The organism is Pseudokineococcus lusitanus (assembly GCF_003751265.1).
GTDB lineage: Bacteria > Actinomycetota > Actinomycetes > Actinomycetales > Quadrisphaeraceae > Pseudokineococcus > Pseudokineococcus lusitanus.
The window spans coordinates 131,377-148,437 of sequence record NZ_RJKN01000001.1 but is presented as its reverse complement, the minus strand read 5'-3'; the positions used below and the strand labels follow the sequence as shown (position 1 = coordinate 148,437).

The window sequence follows — 17,061 nt, the reverse complement described above, 5'->3', positions numbered from 1 at the left end:
GGCACCTCCGGGTGCGTGGGGTCGGTCGGGACGGCCGGGCGGGGCGCCCGGCGGGGGCGGCGTCAGCGCGCGGTGGGCACCGCGGCGAGGACGTCGACGACGAAGACGAGCGTGGAGCCGGCGGGGATGGCGCCCTGCTCGTTGTCGCCGTAGGCGGTGTCGGGCGGGGCCACGACCATGACCTGGCTGCCGACGGGCACGCCCTGCAGGCCCTGGTCCCAGGCCGGGATGACCTGGCCGGCGCCGACGGCGAAGACGAACGGCGGGCGGTCGTCCACCCAGGCGGAGTCGAAGGGCTCGGTCTCGCCCCAGACGACCCCGCTGTAGCGGACGGCGACGGTGTCGCCCTCGGCGACGGGCTCGCCCGTGCCCTGCACGAGCGTCTCGACGCGGAGCTCGGTGGGCGGGTCGCCCTCGGCGGCGCCGATGGTCGGCGCACCGTCCTCGGCCCGCTCGACCGACGGCAGGCCCTCGGGGACGGCGACCTCCTCGCCCTCCGCGCGCTCGAGCGGCGTGCTGGCGCCCTCGATGTCGATGAGGAGGACGACGGAGCCGTCGCCCGTGGTCGTCGACGTCTGCGGGGTCTGCACGGGGAAGTCCTCGGGCGCCACGGCGACGAGCACGCGGGAGCCGACCTGCTGGCCGACGACGCCGGTGACGAGGCCCTGGACCGTCGTGCCGGGGTCGGCGAGGAGGCCGAGCTGGGTCGGCGAGCCGTAGGTCGACTGCAGCGTGTCGCCGGTCCCGCCGGAGACGGCGAGCACGTCCATCGAGACCAGGTCGCCCTCGGCGACGACCGGCGCGTCGGCGTCCTCGGGCTCGTCGATCACCTTCACGTCGGTCGTCGTCACGCTGAGCGGCGCGTCGACCTCGAGCGTCGGCGCGTCGGGCTCGCCGACGACCTCGACCTGGCTGAAGGGGTCGGACGTCTCCGGCTGGTCGGCGTCGGTGCCGCTGCTGTCGTCGCCGCAGCCGGAGAGGACGAGCACGAGCGCGGCGGCGCCGGCGGTGACCGCCAGGGCCGGGCGTCGGGACGCGGGGCGGCCGGGCCGGGGGGACCGGGCGGGCCGGTGCAGCAGGTGTCGCACGGGGACCTCTCGTCGGGCCGGGCTCGTGCCCGGCGGTCGGGCCGGCGACGTCGCCGGCCGCCCGCACGGTAGCCCGGGCCCCTGGGGGGCCGCTCGGAGGGAGATCCGTGGCGGCGGGGCGCGGGGGGCGGTCGTCGCCCGCTCAGACGGCCGCGATGAGCCGCTCGACCCGCTCGTCCACGCTGGCGAAGGGGTCCTTGCAGAGCACCGTCCGCTGGGCCTGGTCGCCGAGCTTGAGGTGCACCCAGTCCACCGTGAAGTCGCGCCCGGCGGCCGTCGCGGCGCGGACGAAGTCGCCCCGCAGCCGGGCCCGCGTGGTCTGCGGGGGCACGGTGCGCGCGTCCTCGACGTCGGCGTCGGTCGTCACCCGGTCGACGAGGCCCCGCTCGGCCAGGCGGTGGTAGAGCCCCCGGGTGCGCGAGACGTCGTGGTAGGCGAGGTCGAGCCGGGCGACCCGGGCGCTGGCGAGCGTGAGGTCGTGCTTGTGCAGGTAGCGCTCGACGAGCCGCTTCTTGATGGCCCAGTCCAGCTCGCGGTCCACGAGCGAGGTGTCCCCCGTGGCCACCGCCCGTAGGCCGCGCTCCCACAGGTCGAGGACGGCCTTCGTCGTCGCCGTGACCTCACCGGCGTCGCCGCGCTCGACGAAGGCGCGCGCCCGCTCGAGGAACTCGCCCTGGATGTCGAGCGCGCTGAGCCGCCGGCCCCCGGCGGTGCGCAGCGGGCGGCGGCCGGTGAGGTCGTGGCTCACCTCGCGGATGGCCCGGATCGGGTTCTCCAGGGCCATGTCCCGCAGCGGCGCCCCCGCCTCGAGCATCCGCAGGACGAGGTCGACGGCGCCCACCTTGAGCATCGTCGTCGGCTCGGCCATCGACGAGTCGCCGACGATGACGTGCAGGCGGCGGTAGTGCTCGGCGTCCGCGTGCGGCTCGTCGCGGGTGTTGATGATGGGCCGCGAGCGCGTCGTCGCGCTCGAGACGCCCTCCCAGATGTGGTCGGCCCGCTGGGAGAAGGCGTAGCTGGCGCCCCGTGGCGTCTGCAGCACCTTCCCCGCGCCCACGAGCACCTGCCGGGTGACGAGGAAGGGGATGAGGACGTCCGACAGCGCGCTGAACTCCCCCGCCCGCGGCACGAGGTAGTTCTCGTGGCAGCCGTAGGAATTGCCGGCGGAGTCCGTGTTGTTCTTGAAGAGGAAGATCTCCCCCGTCGTGCCCTCCTCGGCGAGACGCGCCTCGGCGTCGGCCACGAGCCCCTCGAGGATGCGCTCGCCGGCCCGGTCGTGGACGACGAGCTGGGTGACGTCGTCGCACTCGGGCGTCGCGTACTCGGGGTGCGAGCCGACGTCGAGGTAGAGCCGTGCCCCGTTGCCGAGGAAGACGTTGCTCGACCGGCCCCACGCGACGACGGTGCGGAAGAGGTAGCGCGCCACCTCGTCCGCCGTGAGCCGCCGTGAGCCCTCGGTGACGCAGGTGATGCCGTACTCCGTCTCCAGCCCGAAGATGCGGCGCTCCATGGCGCGACCCTACGTCCGGGCCCGTCGCCCGGTCGGCGGCACGCTCAGCCCGCCGCCGGCCCGGAGGGCCGGTCGTCCGGCAGGCCCGGGTGGGCGCGGTCGGCGACCTGGGCGGCCCCGGGCGGCGGCGCCACCTCGGGGGCCGGCGGCGCGTCGGCCGTCGGGTCCTCGGTCGACAGCAGCCGGTCCAGCAGCGGGCCCGTGAGCCGGCGGAACGAGCGCCGCGGGAGGCCGCGCTCGAGCACGGCGACCTCCAGCGACGCGGCCGTGAGCTCCCGGGCCGGGCCCGCGGCGGCGGCGGCCGGGTCCGTGGCCAGGACGCGGCGCGCCAGGGCCAGCGCGTCGCCCAGCCGCAGGTCGGCGCGCCACCCCTCGGCGAGCACCCCCGCCAGGGCCTCGGACGCCCCGCCGATGACGACGGCACCGCGCTCGTCGGCCACCGACCCGTCGTAGGTGAGCCGGTAGACCTGGTCGTCGTCGGGCGTGGCGCCGACCTCGGCGACGACGATCTCGACCTCGAGCGGCTTGCTCTCCGTCGTGAAGACGCTGCCCAGCGTCTGCGCGTAGGCGTTGGCGAGGCCGCGGGCCGTGACGTCGGCCCGGTCGTAGGAGTACCCGCGCAGGTCGGCGTAGCGCACGCCCGCCACCCGCAGGTTCTCGAACTCGTTGTACTTGCCGACGGCGGCGAAGGCGATGCGGTCGTAGATCTCGCTGACCTTGTGCAGCGCCCGGGAGGGGTTGTCGGCGACGAGCGCGATGCCCGCGTCGTAGCCCAGGACGACGACCGAGCGGCCGCGGGCGATGCCCTTGCGCGCGAAATCCGCCCGGTCGCGCATGAGCTGCTCGGGCGAGACGTAGAACGGCTGCGTCACGGCTGCGTGTCCTCCTCGTGGCGGGCGGTGCGGGCGGCGAGCACCTCGCGGGCGACGGCGAGCACCCGCTCGTCCGGCACGCGCCGGTACCCGGCCTCGTCGACGACGGCGACGACCGGCACGACCCCGCGGACGAGATCGACGCCGCCGGTGGCGGAGTCGTCGTCCGCCGCGTCGTGGAGCGCCTCCACGGCGGTGGCGACGGCGTCGTCCACCCCGCGGGTGGGCCGGTGCAGCTTCTTGAGCGCGCCCTTGGCGAAGACAGAGCCGGAGCCGACGGAGTGGTGCCCGCGCTCCTCGTAGCGGCCGCCCGTGACGTCGTAGCTGAAGATCCGCCCGCGGCCCAGGGCGGCGTCGTAGCCGGCGAACAGCGGCACGACGGCCAGGCCCTGCATCGCGAGGCCGAGGTTGCCGCGCACCATCGCCGACAGCCGGTTGGCCTTGCCGTCGAGGGAGAGGACGGCGCCCTCGATCTTCTCGAAGTGCTCGAGCTCGACCTGGAACAGCCGCACCATCTCCACGGCGATCCCGGCCGTGCCCGCGATGCCGACGCACGAGTGCGCGTCCGCGGGGAAGACCTTCTCGATCTCGCGGTGCGCGATGGTCGAGCCGGCGGTGGCCCGGCGGTCGCCCGCCATGACGACGCCGCCGGGGTAGGTGAGGGCGACGATCGTCGTCGCGTGCGGCGGGTCGAGCTCCGGCGGCAGCGCCCCGGCGGGCAGCGGGCGCCGGCCCGGCAGCAACGAGGGGTCGGTCCCGGCCACGAGGTCGACGAAGGAGGCGGCGCCGGCGACGTGGAAGGCCGCGGGCAGGCGGCCCGACGGGCCTCCGGGGGGCGGGACGGGAGCGGCGGGCATCACCCGGACGACCCTAGCCACGGCCCCCGACGGCGGGCCCGCCGAGAGGCGGACCCGATCTCCCGCCGTCGCCGCGGCGGCGGGCCGGGCGCGCCCACCCCGACGTCGCTGCCGACGTCGTGCCAGCGGGTTTTCCTCGTTCGACTTCGGCAGCGAAGTCGTCCCGGGAGGCCTTCCCCGTTCGACTTTGGCAGTGAAGTCGGGCCAGGAGACGTCTTCCGTTCGACTTTGGCAGCGAAGTCGCGCCAGGAGACGTCTCCCGTTCGACTTTGGCAGCGAAGTCGGCTCAGTAGACGTCTCCCGTTCGACGTCGGCAGCGACGTCGGGTCAGGAGACGTCGCCCGTTCGACGTCGGCAGCAGAGGTGGGACCGTGGCCGACGGCCGCCGCGCCGGGGTCCGGCCGGAGCGGCTACTCGCCGCCCTTCTGGACGAAGGAGCGGACGAAGGTCTCGGCGTTGGCCTCGAGGACGTCGTCGATCTCGTCGAGGAGGTCGTCGACCTCGCTGTCGGACGCGGACGTCGTCGCGGCCCCGGCCGCCGGTGCCGGGGGCACGGGCTCGACGACCTCGTCGGTCTCGACCTCGCGCCGCTCGTGCCTGCGCTGCTCCTGGCCTGCCATGGCTGCTCCCGTGCTCGGGGCCCGTGCGGGCCGCCCGTGCCGACGTCGCCGATGGTAGGCCCGCCGGGGTCCCGGTCACCGGGGGGACGGAGAGGACGGAGAGGACGGGCGGTCGGTCAGGACGCCGGGCGCCCGCCGGTGAGGGCGGCCACGAGGTCTGCCGCGGTGCCGCAGCGGTCGAGCAGCGCGCCGACGGCGGCCCGCGTCCCCCGCAGCGGCTCGAGGACGGGCACGCGCTGCAGCGACGTCCGGCCGGGCACGTCGAGGACCACGGAGTCCCAGCTGGCCGCGGCCACGGCGTCGCCGTAGCGGCGCACGCACTCCCCGCGGAACCAGGCGCGCGTGTCCTCCGGCGGCGTCGTCACCGCGTGCGCCACCTCCGCGGGCGTGTGCAGCGTCTCGACCGCGCCCCGGCCCACGAGCCGGGCGTGCAGGCCGCGCTCGGGACGGAGGTCGGCGTACTGGATGTCGATGAGGTGCAGCCGGGCGGCGTCCCAGGACAGGTCCTCCCGGCGCCGGAACCCCTCGAGCAGCCGCAGCTTGGCCACCCAGTCGAGCCGGTCGGCGCACCGCAGCGGGTCGGCCTCGAGGTCGGTGAGGACCTGCTCCCAGCGGTCGAGGACCTCGGCGGTGTCCGGGTCGACGGCGTCGCCCTGGCGCCGCGCCACGAAGGCCCGGGCGGCCTCGAGGTGGCGCCACTGGAGCTGGACGGCGGTGAGCCGCTCCCCCGTGCGCAGCGTCAGCAGGTGCTGCAGCGACGGGTCGTGGCTGACGGCGCGGACGGCGGCCACGGGCTGCTCGACCGACAGGTCCGGCATCTCGCCGGCCTCGACCATGGCGAGGACGAGCGACGTCGTGCCGGTCTTGAGCAGCGTCGCGACGGGGCTGAGGTTGGCGTCGCCGACGATGACGTGGAGCCGCCTCCAGAGCTCCGCGGTCGCGTGCGGCTCGTCGCGCGTGTTGACGAGGGGCCGCTTGAGCGTCGTCTCGAGGCCCACCTCGGTCTCGAAGAAGTCCGCGCGCTGGCTCAGCTGGAAGCCGGTCTGCTCGCCGGTCTGGCCCCGGCCCACCCGGCCCGCGCCCGCGACGACCTGACGGCTGACGAAGAAGGGCACGAGCGCCCGCACGAGGTCCCGGAACGGGACGGACCGCGGGACGAGGTAGTTCTCGTGCGTACCGTACGAGGCGCCCTTGCCGTCGGTGTTGTTCTTGTAGAGGACGAGCTCGCCGAGGCCCGGGGACGCCGAGACGCGGCGCATCGCCTCGCGGGCGACCTCGTCGCCGGCGAGGTCCCACAGGACGGCGTCGCGCGGCGTCGTCACCTCGGGGCCCGAGTACTCGGGGTGCGCGTGGTCGACGTAGAGGCGGGCGCCGTTGGTGAGGACGGTGTTGGCCAGGCCCGCCTCCTCGAGCTCCTCGGCGACGTGGAGGCCGGCCGACGGGCGCACCTCGGCGGCCACGTCGGGCGGGACGTCGGTGAGCTGGCTGGCGTGGGCGCGGGCCCGGTCGAGCTCGAAGCCCCGGGCGTCGCGCAGCGGCGCCTCGTCCGCGTAGTCCCACCGCGTGGGCCGCCGGCCCCGGCGCACGGGGCCGGACCCCGGGGCGGGCTGGGCGTACGCGGCGACGACACGGCCGGACAGGACGACGGCGCTCGCCCCCGGCTCGCCCGGCGCGCTGATGCCGAACTCCGTCTCCAGGCCCATGACCCGGCGGACGCCGCCGTCACGGCCCCACGGGCCGTCGGCGCGGCCGCCGGTGCCCGGGCTGCGGCCCGCGGCGGGGGCCGGGCCGGCGTCGTCGGTCGGACCGGCCGTGGCGGCGTCGCTGCTCATCACGGCGAGCCTACGGTGGCCCCGTGAGCCGCCGCCCGTCCCGCCGTCCCTCCCCCGCCGCGCCGTCGGCACCGGCGCGCCCGCCCGCCGCCGGGCTGGCGGTCGACCTCGTGGCCGTCCTCGTCTTCGCCCTCGTCGGCCGGGCCTCGCACGCGGGCGACGGCGCGGGCACCGGCCTCGGGACGGTGCTGCTCGTGGCGCTGCCGTTCTGGGTCGGCGTCGTGCTGGCGTGGGCGCTGCCGCGGGTGCACCGCGACCCCACGCGCCTCGTGCCGGCGGGCGTGCTCGTGCTGGCGGGCGCCGTCGTCGTCGGGGCGGTGCTGCGCCTCGCGAGCGGGCAGGGCGCGCCCGCCCCCTTCCTCCTCGTGACGACGCTCGTCCTCGCCGTGCTGCTGCTCGGCTGGCGGGCGATCGCCCGGGTCGCGGCCCGCCGCGCCGGCTGACGCGGCGGGCCCGCGGGTCAGAGGTACTGGCCGGGGCTCGTCACCGTGTCGATCGAGCGGCCGGCCTCGGTGCCCTTCTTGCCGTGGAGAATCGTGCGGATGTAGACGATCCGCTCGCCCTTCTTGCCGGAGATCCGCGCCCAGTCGTCGGGGTTGGTCGTGTTGGGCAGGTCCTCGTTCTCCTTGAACTCGTCGACGCAGGCGACGAGCAGGTGGTCGACGCGCAGGCCCTTCGTGCCGGTCGTGAGGAAGTCCTTGATGGCCGTCTTCTTCGCGCGGTCGACGATGTTCTGGACCATGGCGCCGGAGTTGAAGTCCTTGAAGTAGAGGACCTCCTTGTCGCCGCCCGCGTAGGTGACCTCGAGGAACTGGTTCTCCTCGTCCTCGCTGTACATCCGCTCGACCGTCGCGGCGATCATCGCCTGGACGGTGCGGTCGGGGTCCCCGTCGTGGTGCGCCAGGTCGGTCGGGTGGAGCGGCAGGTCGGGCGTCAGGTACTTGGCGAAGATCTCCTTGGCGCCCTCCGCGTCCGGCCGCTCGACCTTGATCTTCACGTCGAGGCGACCGGGCCGCAGGATCGCCGGGTCGATCATGTCCTCGCGGTTGGAGGCGCCGATGACGATGACGTCGTCGAGGCGCTCGACGCCGTCGATCTCCGCGAGGAGCTGGGGGACGATCGTCGTCTCGACGTCGGAGCTGACCCCCGAGCCGCGGGTGCGGAACAGCGACTCCATCTCGTCGAAGAAGACGACGACGGGGTGGCCCTCGCTCGCCTTCTCGCGGGCGCGGGCGAAGATGAGCCGGATGTGCCGCTCGGTCTCGCCGACGTACTTGTTGAGGAGCTCGGGACCCTTGACGTTGAGGAAGTAGCCGGCCGTCACCTCGCGCCCGTCGCGCTCGGCGGACTGCTGCGCGAGCGAGTGCGCCACCGCCTTGGCGATGAGCGTCTTGCCGCACCCGGGCGGGCCGTAGAGGAGCACGCCCTTGGGCGCCTTGAGGCCGTGCTCGCGGAAGAGGTCGGGGTGCTTGAACGGCAGCTCGACGGCGTCGCGGATGACCTCGATCTGCGCGCCGAGCCCGCCGATGTCCGCGTACTCGACGTCGGGGACCTCCTCGAGGACGAGCTCCTCGACCTCGGCCTTCGGCACCACCTCGTGGACGTAGCCCGAGCGCCCCTCGAGCACGAGGGCGTCACCGGCCTTGAGGCGGCGGCCCACGAGCGGGGCGGCGAGGTGCACGACGCGCTCGTCGTCGCCGTGCGCGACGACGAGGGCGCGGTCGCCGTCGAGGTGCTCCTTGAAGGTGACGACCTCGCCCGCGCGCTCGTAGCCGCGCAGCGCCACGACGTTGAGGGCCTCGTTGAGCTCGACCTCCTGGCCGGGGCCGAGGTCGGCGACGTCGAGGGCGGCCGACAGCGCGACGCGCATCTTCCGTCCCTGGTGGAGGACGTCGACGCTCCCCTCCCCGGACGGGCCGAGGTAGGTGGCGTAGCCGCTGGGGGGCTGGGCGAGGCGCTCGACCTCGCCGCGCAGCGCGACGAGCTGCTCCCGCGCGTCCCCGAGGGTGCGCACGAGGCGCTCGTTGCGGGCCGCCAGCTCGCCCACCTGGTCCTGCAGCGCGCGGACCCGGGCCGGGCCGGCGGCCCACAGCCGGGGCTCGGGGGACGAGGGCGCGCCGCCCGCGGCGGCGTCCTGCCGTCCGGGCTCGGGGCGCGGGTCCTCGGGCTGGGTGGGCTGGCTGTCCACGGGCACACCTCCGGGCGGGGCCGCCGGCGGCGCAGCCGCACCGCCGGCTCGGGTGGCGACGCCGCGACAGTAGCCCGGCCCCCCGACGACGGGACGGCCCCCCGCCGGGTCCGGACCCGACCGGCCCCCTGCGCCCGGGGGCGCCGGGCCGGACCGGGGAGCCTGCTGCACGGTGCGGCGTCGACCGGGGAGCGTGGTGCACCGCTCCGGGGGCTGCGGCCTTGCCGGGTGCTCCCCGGTCGCCGTCCGGGCGTGCACGAGGCTCCGCGGTCGGCCGCGCTCGGCTGACGCGGACGTCGACGTCGCGGCCCGTCGGCAGGCGACGGCCCGCCGAGCGGCTCAGGCCTCGGCGTCGTCCCCGTCCTCGGCGCTCCCGCCGTCCGCGCCGTCCCCGCCGGACACCGGGCGCCCCTTCGTCACGTCGCGCCGGACGCGGCGCACCTTCTTGTCGGACACGGCGCGCTCGCCGAGCGCCTCGGGGGTCCACTCCTCGCCCGCGTCCCAGGCGCCCGTCGTGGGGTCGACCTCGTCGACCGCGCCGGCCGGCTCGGTCCGCTCCCCCGCCGCGCCCTGGCGCGCGCCCGGCGTCGAGGCGGACGAGCCCTTGGCCGGGCGACGGCGGCGCAGCGGGGCGACGACGCCCTCGGCCATCCGCCGGGTCGTGAGGAGGAAGCCGGTGTGCCCGACCATCCGGTGCTGCGGGCGCACGGCCAGGCCCTCGAGGTGCCAGCCGCGGACCATCGACTCCCACGCGGACGGCTCGGTCCAGCGCCCGTCGGCCCGGAGGTCCTCGGCTGTGCGCGAGAGCTGGGTGGCCGTGGCGACGTAGCAGATGAGCACCCCGCCGGGCGCGAGGACACCGGCGACGGCGTCCAGGCACTCCCAGGGCGCGAGCATGTCGAGGACGACGCGGTCCACGCTGCCGGGCTCCTCGGCCGCGGGCAGCGCCTCGGCGAGGTCGCCGACGGTGATGCGCCAGGCCGGGTGCGGGCCGCCGAAGAACCCCTCGACGTTGGCGCGGGCGATGTCGGCGAAGTCCTCGCGCCGCTCGAAGGAGTGCAGCGAGCCGCTGTCCCCCACGGCGCGCAGCAGCGACATGCTCAGCGCGCCGGAGCCGACGCCCGCCTCGACGACGCGGGCGCCGGGGTAGATGTCGGCCATCGCGACGACCTGGCCGGCGTCCTTGGGGTAGACGACGGCGGCCCCGCGCGGCATCGACAGCACGTGGTCGGCCAGCAGCGGGCGGAGGGCGAGGTAGTCGACGAGCGCGGTGCTCGTGACGACGACGCCCTCGGGACCGTCGATGAGGTCGTCGTGCTTCACGTGCCCGCGGTGGGTGTGCCACTGCCCGCCCGCCCGCAGCGTGATGGTGTGCAGCTTCCCGCGCGGGTCGGTCAGCTGGACGCGCTCGCCCTCGCGGAGCAGCCCGCGCCGCTGGGACGCGCCCACCGCCTCGGGGCGGGATCCCTCCGTCACGGCCCGGCTCTCCTCGACGCTCACGCGGCTCCCTCCCGACGGGCGGCGGCGACGACGTCGCGACCGCGCAGCACCCCGACGACGCGGCCGGCGGCGTCGACGACGGCGGCCACCTCGTTCCCTGTCACCGCGTCGGGGTGGCCCCCGGCGCGGGCGAGCAGCTCGACCAGGCCCTGGCCGGCGGCGGACGAGGGGACCGGCGGACCGGCCAGGCCCACGGCCACCGACGCGGCCGGGACGACCTCCCAGCGCTCCCGCGGCACGCGCGAGACGGCGTCGCGGTCGACGAGCGCCACCGGACGGCCGTCCGGGGCGACGAGGACGACCTCGGCGGCGCCCGCGGCGTCGGCCGCCCGGGTGACCTCGGCGACGACGGCCCCGGCCGGCACCCCGACCGCCGGCACCTGCAGCGCCTGCGCCCGCAGCGAGGCCACGCGGCCCCGGAGCCGCGCGTCGCGCAGGACGGCGGTGGCACCCGTCCACAGCGTCCCGGCCACGAGCACCGCCCACACAGCGAGGAGCAGCGAGGGCCGGTCGCCGCGCAGCAGCGGCAGGCCGAGCAGGACGACGACGGCCACGACGGCGAGGACGCGCCCCGCCCACGCCGCGACGACGGTGGCGCGCAGCCGGTCCCCCGTCACGGCCCACACGGCGGCCTCGAGGACCCGCCCCCCGTCGAGGGGCAGGCCGGGCAGCGCGTTGAAGACCGCGACGAAGAGGTTGGCGAGCGCCAGGGCCGACAGCAGCAGCCACGGCAGCCCCCCGGGCTCGGCGGGCAGCACGAGCAGCCCGCCGAGACCGGCGAGCGCGAGGTTCGACAGCGGCCCCGCGGCCGAGACGAGGGCGCTGCGGCCGGGCGACGACGCCTCCGTGGCGAAGGTCGTGTGCCCGCCCCAGAGGGTGAGGACGATGCGGGTCGGCGGCAGGCCGACCGACCTCGCCGTGACGGCGTGCGCGACCTCGTGCACGAGCACGGACAGCGCGAGCACCACGGCGTAGGTCAGCGCGACGACGACGGAGCCGGCGCTGCCGAGGCCGGGCGCCGTCCGCGCCACGACGGGCGCGAAGAGCAGCGTGACGACGACCGCGATGACGACCCACGAGCGGGCCAGGTACAGCGGCACGCCGGCCACGGTGCCGAGCCGCCAGCCCTCGGGGTCGCGGGTCGGTGCGCCCGCGGCCGGGGGCTCGGGTCGGGCGGCGGGGGCGTGCACCGGGCGAGCCTACGGGCGGGGCGGGGCGGGCCCGTCACCGTCCAGCGTCGCCCCCGGCGTCGCCCCCGCCCGGCCCGTGGCCGGCGACCAGCCGAGCGCCGGGCCGAGGGAGGTCGCGAGGTCGGTGAGCAGCTGGACGTAGTCCTCGTGCTCGAAGCCGAAGGGCAGGGCGAAGGCGACCTCGTCGACGAGGGCGAAGGCCTCGTGCGCGTGCAGCCGCTCCGCGATCTCCTCCGAGGTCCCGACGAGGTCGGGCGCGAAGAGGAGCCGGCCCGGGCCCTGCGGCGCCGTCGTCCGCGGCAGCCGGGCCTCGGCGTAGGCGCGGTACCGCGCGCGCTGGGCCGGCGACGCGGAGTCGGTGGGGACGACGACGAGGCCCTGCGAGACACGGCCGGCCGGGTGCAGGGCGCGGTAGGCGCGCACCTGCTCGGCCTGCTGCGCCGCGAAGTCGGCGGACGTCGCGCCGGTGAGGACGCTCGACGTCAGCAGGTGCAGGCGCTGCTCCGCGGCCCAGGTGGCCGAGCGCAGGCTGCCCGCGCCGTACCAGACGCGGTCGCGCAGGCCGGGGCTGTGCGGCTGGACCCGCGACGAGTACACCTCGGCGCCGAGGGTCGCGGCGGGCGCCACCGGCTCCCCGGCCACCATGGCGAGGAAGCGGCTCACGCGCTCGTAGCCGAGGTCCTCGACGTCCGCGGTCGCCGGGTAGAGGGCGTCCTTGACGTCGTCCCAGCGCATCGGCGGGCCGGCGCTGAGGCCCGCCTCGACCCGCCCGCCCGAGAGGACGTCGACGGTCGCGAGGTCCTCGGCGAGCCGCAGCGGGTTCTCCCAGGCGATGGGCGTCACCGCGGTCCCGAGCCGCAGGCGGGACGTCCGCTGCGAGGCCGCGGCCATGACGGCGACGGGCGAGGAGACCCCGTGCTGCAGGTGGCGGTGGCGCAGCCACGCGCTGTCGAGGCCGAGCTCCTCCGCCAGCTCGAGCTGCACGAGCAGCGCCTCGAGCCCGGGACCGGGGTCGTCGCCGTCGAAGGTGCCGATGGTGAGGAAGCCGAGCTGCTGCAGGGGGACGTCGCGCGCGGGCACGTCCGCCGCAACCCGCCCCGGCCGCGGACCCTTCCCTCGCCGGGGCGGGGGGCGGTCCGCGGCCGGGGCGACCTCAGCCCGCGGCGGGCGCGGCGGCGGGGGCGGCCGTCGTGGCCGTCGGGTCGTGCGCGGCGGCCGAGGCCACGACCTTCCCGTCGCGGACGTCCTCGGCCCAGTGGCACGCGACGACGTGGCCGGGCGCCAGCTCCCGCAGCGCCGGCACCTCGTCGTGGCACCGGGTCGCCTGCCGGAACGGGCACCGCGTGTGGAAGCGGCAGCCGGACGGCGGTGCCGCCGGGCTGGGCAGGTCGCCGGACAGGAGGATGCGCTCGCGCGCGTCCTCGTGCGCGGGGTCCGGCACGGGGATGGCCGACATCAGCGACAGCGTGTACGGGTGCAGCGGCTGCGCGTAGAGGTCGTCGCTGGGGGCCTGCTCGACGACGACGCCGAGGTACATGACCCCGACGACGTCGCTGATGTGGCGCACGACGGCGAGGTCGTGGGCGATGACGAGGTACGTCAACCCCAACCGGTCCTGGAGGTCCTCGAGGAGGTTGACGACCTGCGCCTGCACCGACACGTCGAGGGCGCTGACGGGCTCGTCGGCGACGACGAGGTCGGGCGAGAGCGCCACCGCCCGGGCGATGCCGATGCGCTGGCGCTGGCCGCCCGAGAACTCGTGCGGGTAGCGGGCCGCCGCGGACGCCGGCAGGCCGACGACCTCGAGCAGCTCGCGGACGCGGGCGTGCCAGGCCGCCTTCCCCCCGGGCACGCCGTGGGCCCGCAGCGGCTCGGTGAGCAGGCTCTCGACGCTCTGCCGCGGGTCGAGGCTCGCCATCGGGTCCTGGAAGACCATCTGCATGCGCGACCGGAGGGTCCGCAGGTCGCGCCTGCCCAGGGCGAGGACGTCCTGCCCGTCGAGCTCGACGGTGCCGGCGGTCGGCTCCTCGAGCCGCAGCACGGCGCGGCCGAGGGTGGACTTGCCGCAGCCCGACTCGCCGACGAGGCCGTACGTCTGCCCCCGCCGCAGGTCGAGGTCGACGCCGTCGACGGCGCGCACGTGCCCGACCGTCCGGTCGAGCAGCAGGCCGCGGCGGATCGGGAAGTGCACCTGCAGGCCGCGCACGCGCAGGAGGACGTCGTCGTCCCGCGCGGCGTCGCCCGTGCCGGTCGTGGGCCGGGCCCCGGGCGCCGCGCTCATGCGCCCGCCCCCGCGGCGGCCGGCTGCGGCAGCGCCGGGTGGGCGCACCGCACGAGGTGGTCGGCGGGCAGCGCGGCCGGGACGGCCAGCGCGAGCCCCGGGTCGTCGCACCCGGCGCCCGCGTGCGGGCACCGCGGCGCGAAGGCGCACGCCCGCGACCACGGGACGGTGTCCCGCGGCGTCCCGGGGATGGGCCGCAGCGGCTCGCCGCGCGGGGTGTCCAGGCGGGGCACCGAGGCGAGGAGGCCCTCGGTGTACCGGTGCGCCGGCCGCGCGAAGAGCTCCTTCCGCCGGGCGGTCTCGACGACACGGCCGGCGTACATGACGGTGACGTCGTCGCAGAGGCCCGCGACGACGCCGAGGTCGTGGGTGATGAGGAGCATCGCCGTGCCCGACCCCGTGACGAGGACCTTGAGCAGCTCGAGGACCTGCGCCTGGATCGTCACGTCGAGGGCCGTCGTCGGCTCGTCGGCCACGAGCAGGCGCGGCTTGCAGGCGAGCGCGATGGCGATGAGCGCGCGCTGCCGCATGCCGCCGGACAGCTGGTGGGGGTAGTCGCGCAGGCGGCGCCGCGGGTCGGGGATCCCGACGCGGCGCAGGAGGTCCTCGGCCTCGTCGCGGGCGGCGCCGCGGTCGGCGTCGGTGTGCGCGCGCAGCACCTCGGTGACCTGGGTGCCGATGGGCACGACGGGGTTGAGCGACGTCATCGGGTCCTGGAAGACCATCGACATCTGGGCCCCGCGCAGCGAGGCCACGCGCTTCGGCGACGCGCCGACGAGCTCCTCGCCGGCGAGGCGCACCGAGCCGGTGACGACGGCGCTGCGCCGCGGCAGCAGCCCCATGACGGCGAGCGACGTGACGGACTTGCCGCTGCCGGACTCCCCCACGAGGCCCATGACCTCGCCGGGGCGGACGGTGAGGCTGACGCCGTCCACGGCGCGGACGGGCGGCGCGCCCCGGCGGCGGAACTCCACCCCGAGGTCGCGGACCTCGAGGAGGGGCTCCGCCCGGGCGGGCGGGGGGACGAGGGGGCGGTCGGCGGGGTCGGGCACGGTGCTCCCGGGGGGTGCGGTGCGGCCGGCGCCGCGGGGGGCGCTCACCGGCGGAAGGTGGGGTCGAGGGACTCGCGCAGCGCCTCGCCGAGGAGCGTGAACCCCAACGCGGTGACGGCGATGCAGGCGCCGGGCAGCAGCGCCAGGTGCGGGTCGGTGGACAGGCGGTCCTGGGCGCGGACGAGCATGCGCCCCCACTCGGCGACCGTCGGGTTGGGGTCGCCGAGCCCGAGGTAGGACAGCGCGGCCACCTCGATGATCGCCGTGGCCAGCACGAGCGTCGCCTGGACGATGACCGGGCTCAGCGAGTTGGGCAGCATGTGGCTCATGACGACCGTGCGGTGCCGCAGGCCGAGCGACGACGCCGCGAGGACGTAGTCCGCGCGCCGCTGGCTCAGCAGCGACCCGCGCAGCAGCCGCGCGAAGATCGGCACCTGCGCGGCGCCGATGGCGATCATCAGCGCGGTCGGGCTGGGCCCGACGAGCGCGGCGATGCTCACGGCGAGGAGCAGGCTCGGGATCGACAGCATGATGTCGACGACCCGCATGACGAGCGTGTCGACCCAGCCGCCGAAGGCGCCGGCCAGCAGCCCGAGCGCCGCGCCGAAGGACAGGCCGATGGCCGTCGAGACGACGCCGATGACGAGCGACTGGCGGGCGCCGTAGACGAGCTGCGTGAAGAGGTCCGAGCCGAAGGAGTCGAGCCCGAGGAGGTGCTCGTCGCTCGGGCCGGGCACCGACGACGGCGTCACCTGGTTCGCCCACTGGGCCCCGGCCGGCGCGTAGGGCGCGATGACCGGCGCGAGCAGGGCGACGAGGACGAAGGCCAGCACGACGACCGCGCCGACGATCGCCGCCGGGTCGCGCCGCAGCCGGCGCCAGGCGCCGCGCCACAGGCTCGTGCCGCGCTCGTCGGCCGCCGTCGCGTCGGGCACGAGCGCCGACGGGAGGCCGGGCACGGGGTCACCGCCGGCCGAGCCCCCGGGGCCCACGGGGCCCGAGGACGGCGGGAGCACGACGCCGCTCACGCGGCACGCACCCGGGGGTCGACGACGCCGTAGCCCACGTCCACGAGGAGGTTGACGAGGGCGTACACGAGCGCGATGAAGAGGATGAAGCCCTGCAGCACGGGGTAGTCCAGGGTCGAGATGGACTCGAAGAGGTAGGAGCCGATCCCGTTGATGGCGAACACCGTCTCGGTGAGGACGGCGCCCGACAGCAGCAGGCCGGTCTGGAGCCCGACCGTCGTGAGGACGGGGAGCATGGCGTTGCGCAGCACGTGGCGGCGGCGGACGACCGAGCGCGCGAGGCCCTTGGCCTCGGCGGTGCGGACGTAGTCCTGGCCGGTCACCTCGAGCACGGACGCGCGGGTGATCCGCACGACGATGGCGAGCGGGATGGTGCCGAGCGCGACGGCGGGCAGCACGAGGTGGACGAGGGCGTCCCAGGCGGCGTCCCACTCCCCCGTCAGCAGGCCGTCCAGCACGAAGAAGTTCGTCACGTGCGTCGCGTCGATGCGCGGGTCCTGGCGTCCCGCCGTCGGCAGCCAGCCCAGCTGGACCGCGAAGACGAGCTTGAGCAGGTACGCCAGGAAGAAGACGGGGATGACCGTCCCGAGCAGCGAGCCGCCGACGAGGAAGGAGTCGAGGGCGCTGCCGTGACGGCGCGCCGCCAGGTAGCCGAGCGGGATGCCGAGCAGGACGGCGACGAGGAGGGCCGCCAGCGCCAGCTCGACCGTGGCCGGGAAGCGCAGGAGGAAGGACTCGAGCACCGGCTCCCCCGTGCGGGCCGACGTCCCGAGGTCGCCGCGGACGAGCCGGCCGAGGTAGGTGAGGTACTGCAGCGGCAGCGGCTGGTCGAAGCCGTAGGCGACGGTGATGCGCTCGACGGCCGCCGGCGTCGCCCGCTCGCCGAGGAGCGTGCGCGCGGGGTCCCCGGGCAGCGCGCGGAGCCACGCGAAGAGGAGCACGGACAGGCCGAGCAGCACGGGGACGACGAGGGCGAGCCGTCGGACGACGAACCTCAGCACGGCCCGGCCTCCTCGCCGTGGGTCGGGGACGCCGCGGCGTTG

15 protein-coding genes are annotated in these 17,061 nt (G+C 76.4%); 1 reads left to right on the top strand and 14 read right to left on the bottom strand.

Going from position 1 to position 17,061, the window contains the following annotated elements:
• Positions 1-62 precede the first annotated feature (62 nt).
• The 6 genes from EDC03_RS00605 to dop form a co-directional block, all read right to left on the bottom strand.
• Positions 63-1,088, bottom strand: a complete 1,026-nt coding sequence (locus EDC03_RS00605; RefSeq protein ID WP_123378280.1) for an FKBP-type peptidyl-prolyl cis-trans isomerase — start codon at positions 1,086-1,088, stop codon at positions 63-65.
• Positions 1,089-1,230: 142 nt separating this feature from the next.
• Positions 1,231-2,598, bottom strand: a complete 1,368-nt coding sequence (gene pafA, locus EDC03_RS00600) for a Pup--protein ligase (RefSeq protein WP_123378279.1) — start codon at positions 2,596-2,598, stop codon at positions 1,231-1,233.
• A gap of 44 nt (positions 2,599-2,642) precedes the next feature.
• Positions 2,643-3,470, bottom strand: coding sequence for a proteasome subunit alpha (prcA, locus tag EDC03_RS00595; RefSeq protein WP_123378278.1), 828 nt, complete (start codon positions 3,468-3,470; stop codon positions 2,643-2,645).
• Positions 3,467-4,327 carry a proteasome subunit beta gene (gene prcB / locus EDC03_RS00590; RefSeq protein ID WP_123378717.1) on the bottom strand — a complete coding sequence of 287 codons (861 nt, stop codon included), beginning with the start codon at positions 4,325-4,327 and terminating at the stop codon, positions 3,467-3,469. The genes prcA and prcB overlap by 4 nt, the downstream gene beginning before the upstream one ends.
• Before the next feature lie 410 nt (positions 4,328-4,737).
• Positions 4,738-4,947, bottom strand: a complete 210-nt coding sequence (locus EDC03_RS00585; RefSeq protein ID WP_123378277.1) for a ubiquitin-like protein Pup — start codon at positions 4,945-4,947, stop codon at positions 4,738-4,740.
• Positions 4,948-5,063: 116 nt separating this feature from the next.
• Positions 5,064-6,650: a depupylase/deamidase Dop gene (gene dop / locus EDC03_RS00580; RefSeq protein ID WP_123378716.1), complete on the bottom strand. Its 1,587-nt coding sequence runs from the start codon at positions 6,648-6,650 to the stop codon at positions 5,064-5,066.
• A 152-nt stretch (positions 6,651-6,802) separates the two neighbouring features.
• On the opposite strand from dop, the gene EDC03_RS00575 reads away from it, so the two are divergent.
• Positions 6,803-7,222: a DUF3054 family protein gene (locus EDC03_RS00575; RefSeq protein WP_199719817.1), complete on the top strand. Its 420-nt coding sequence runs from the start codon at positions 6,803-6,805 to the stop codon at positions 7,220-7,222.
• A 17-nt stretch (positions 7,223-7,239) separates the two neighbouring features.
• Here EDC03_RS00575 and arc read toward each other — a convergent pair whose 3' ends face one another.
• From arc to EDC03_RS00535, 8 genes are all read right to left on the bottom strand, one after another.
• Entirely contained in the window at positions 7,240-8,967 is a 1,728-nt protein-coding gene (arc, locus tag EDC03_RS00570; RefSeq protein WP_123378276.1) for a proteasome ATPase, read from the bottom strand.
• 339 nt (positions 8,968-9,306) lie between these two features.
• Complete coding sequence (locus tag EDC03_RS00565) at positions 9,307-10,467, bottom strand: tRNA (adenine-N1)-methyltransferase (protein WP_277872050.1); 1,161 nt, start codon at positions 10,465-10,467, stop codon at positions 9,307-9,309.
• Positions 10,464-11,657 (bottom strand): site-2 protease family protein, encoded by a 1,194-nt coding sequence (locus EDC03_RS00560; RefSeq protein ID WP_123378275.1) that lies wholly within the window; start codon positions 11,655-11,657, stop codon positions 10,464-10,466. Before EDC03_RS00560 ends, EDC03_RS00565 begins: the two co-directional genes overlap by 4 nt.
• A gap of 9 nt (positions 11,658-11,666) precedes the next feature.
• A complete protein-coding gene (locus EDC03_RS00555) occupies positions 11,667-12,737 on the bottom strand; it encodes an LLM class flavin-dependent oxidoreductase (protein ID WP_123378274.1) in 1,071 nt (356 codons plus the stop codon).
• A 73-nt stretch (positions 12,738-12,810) separates the two neighbouring features.
• On the bottom strand, positions 12,811-13,938 hold the full coding sequence (locus tag EDC03_RS00550) for an ABC transporter ATP-binding protein (protein WP_123378713.1): 1,128 nt from the start codon (positions 13,936-13,938) through the stop codon (positions 12,811-12,813).
• The gene (locus EDC03_RS00545; protein ID WP_123378712.1) at positions 13,935-14,990 is read right to left on the bottom strand and encodes an ABC transporter ATP-binding protein; all 1,056 of its coding nucleotides are present in this window, start codon (positions 14,988-14,990) and stop codon (positions 13,935-13,937) included. The genes EDC03_RS00550 and EDC03_RS00545 overlap by 4 nt, the downstream gene beginning before the upstream one ends.
• 44 nt (positions 14,991-15,034) lie before the next feature.
• On the bottom strand, positions 15,035-15,949 hold the full coding sequence (locus EDC03_RS00540; protein ID WP_199719815.1) for an ABC transporter permease: 915 nt from the start codon (positions 15,947-15,949) through the stop codon (positions 15,035-15,037).
• Positions 15,950-16,014: 65 nt separating this feature from the next.
• Positions 16,015-17,019 (bottom strand): ABC transporter permease, encoded by a 1,005-nt coding sequence (locus EDC03_RS00535; RefSeq protein WP_123378273.1) that lies wholly within the window; start codon positions 17,017-17,019, stop codon positions 16,015-16,017.
• Positions 17,020-17,061 lie beyond the last annotated feature (42 nt).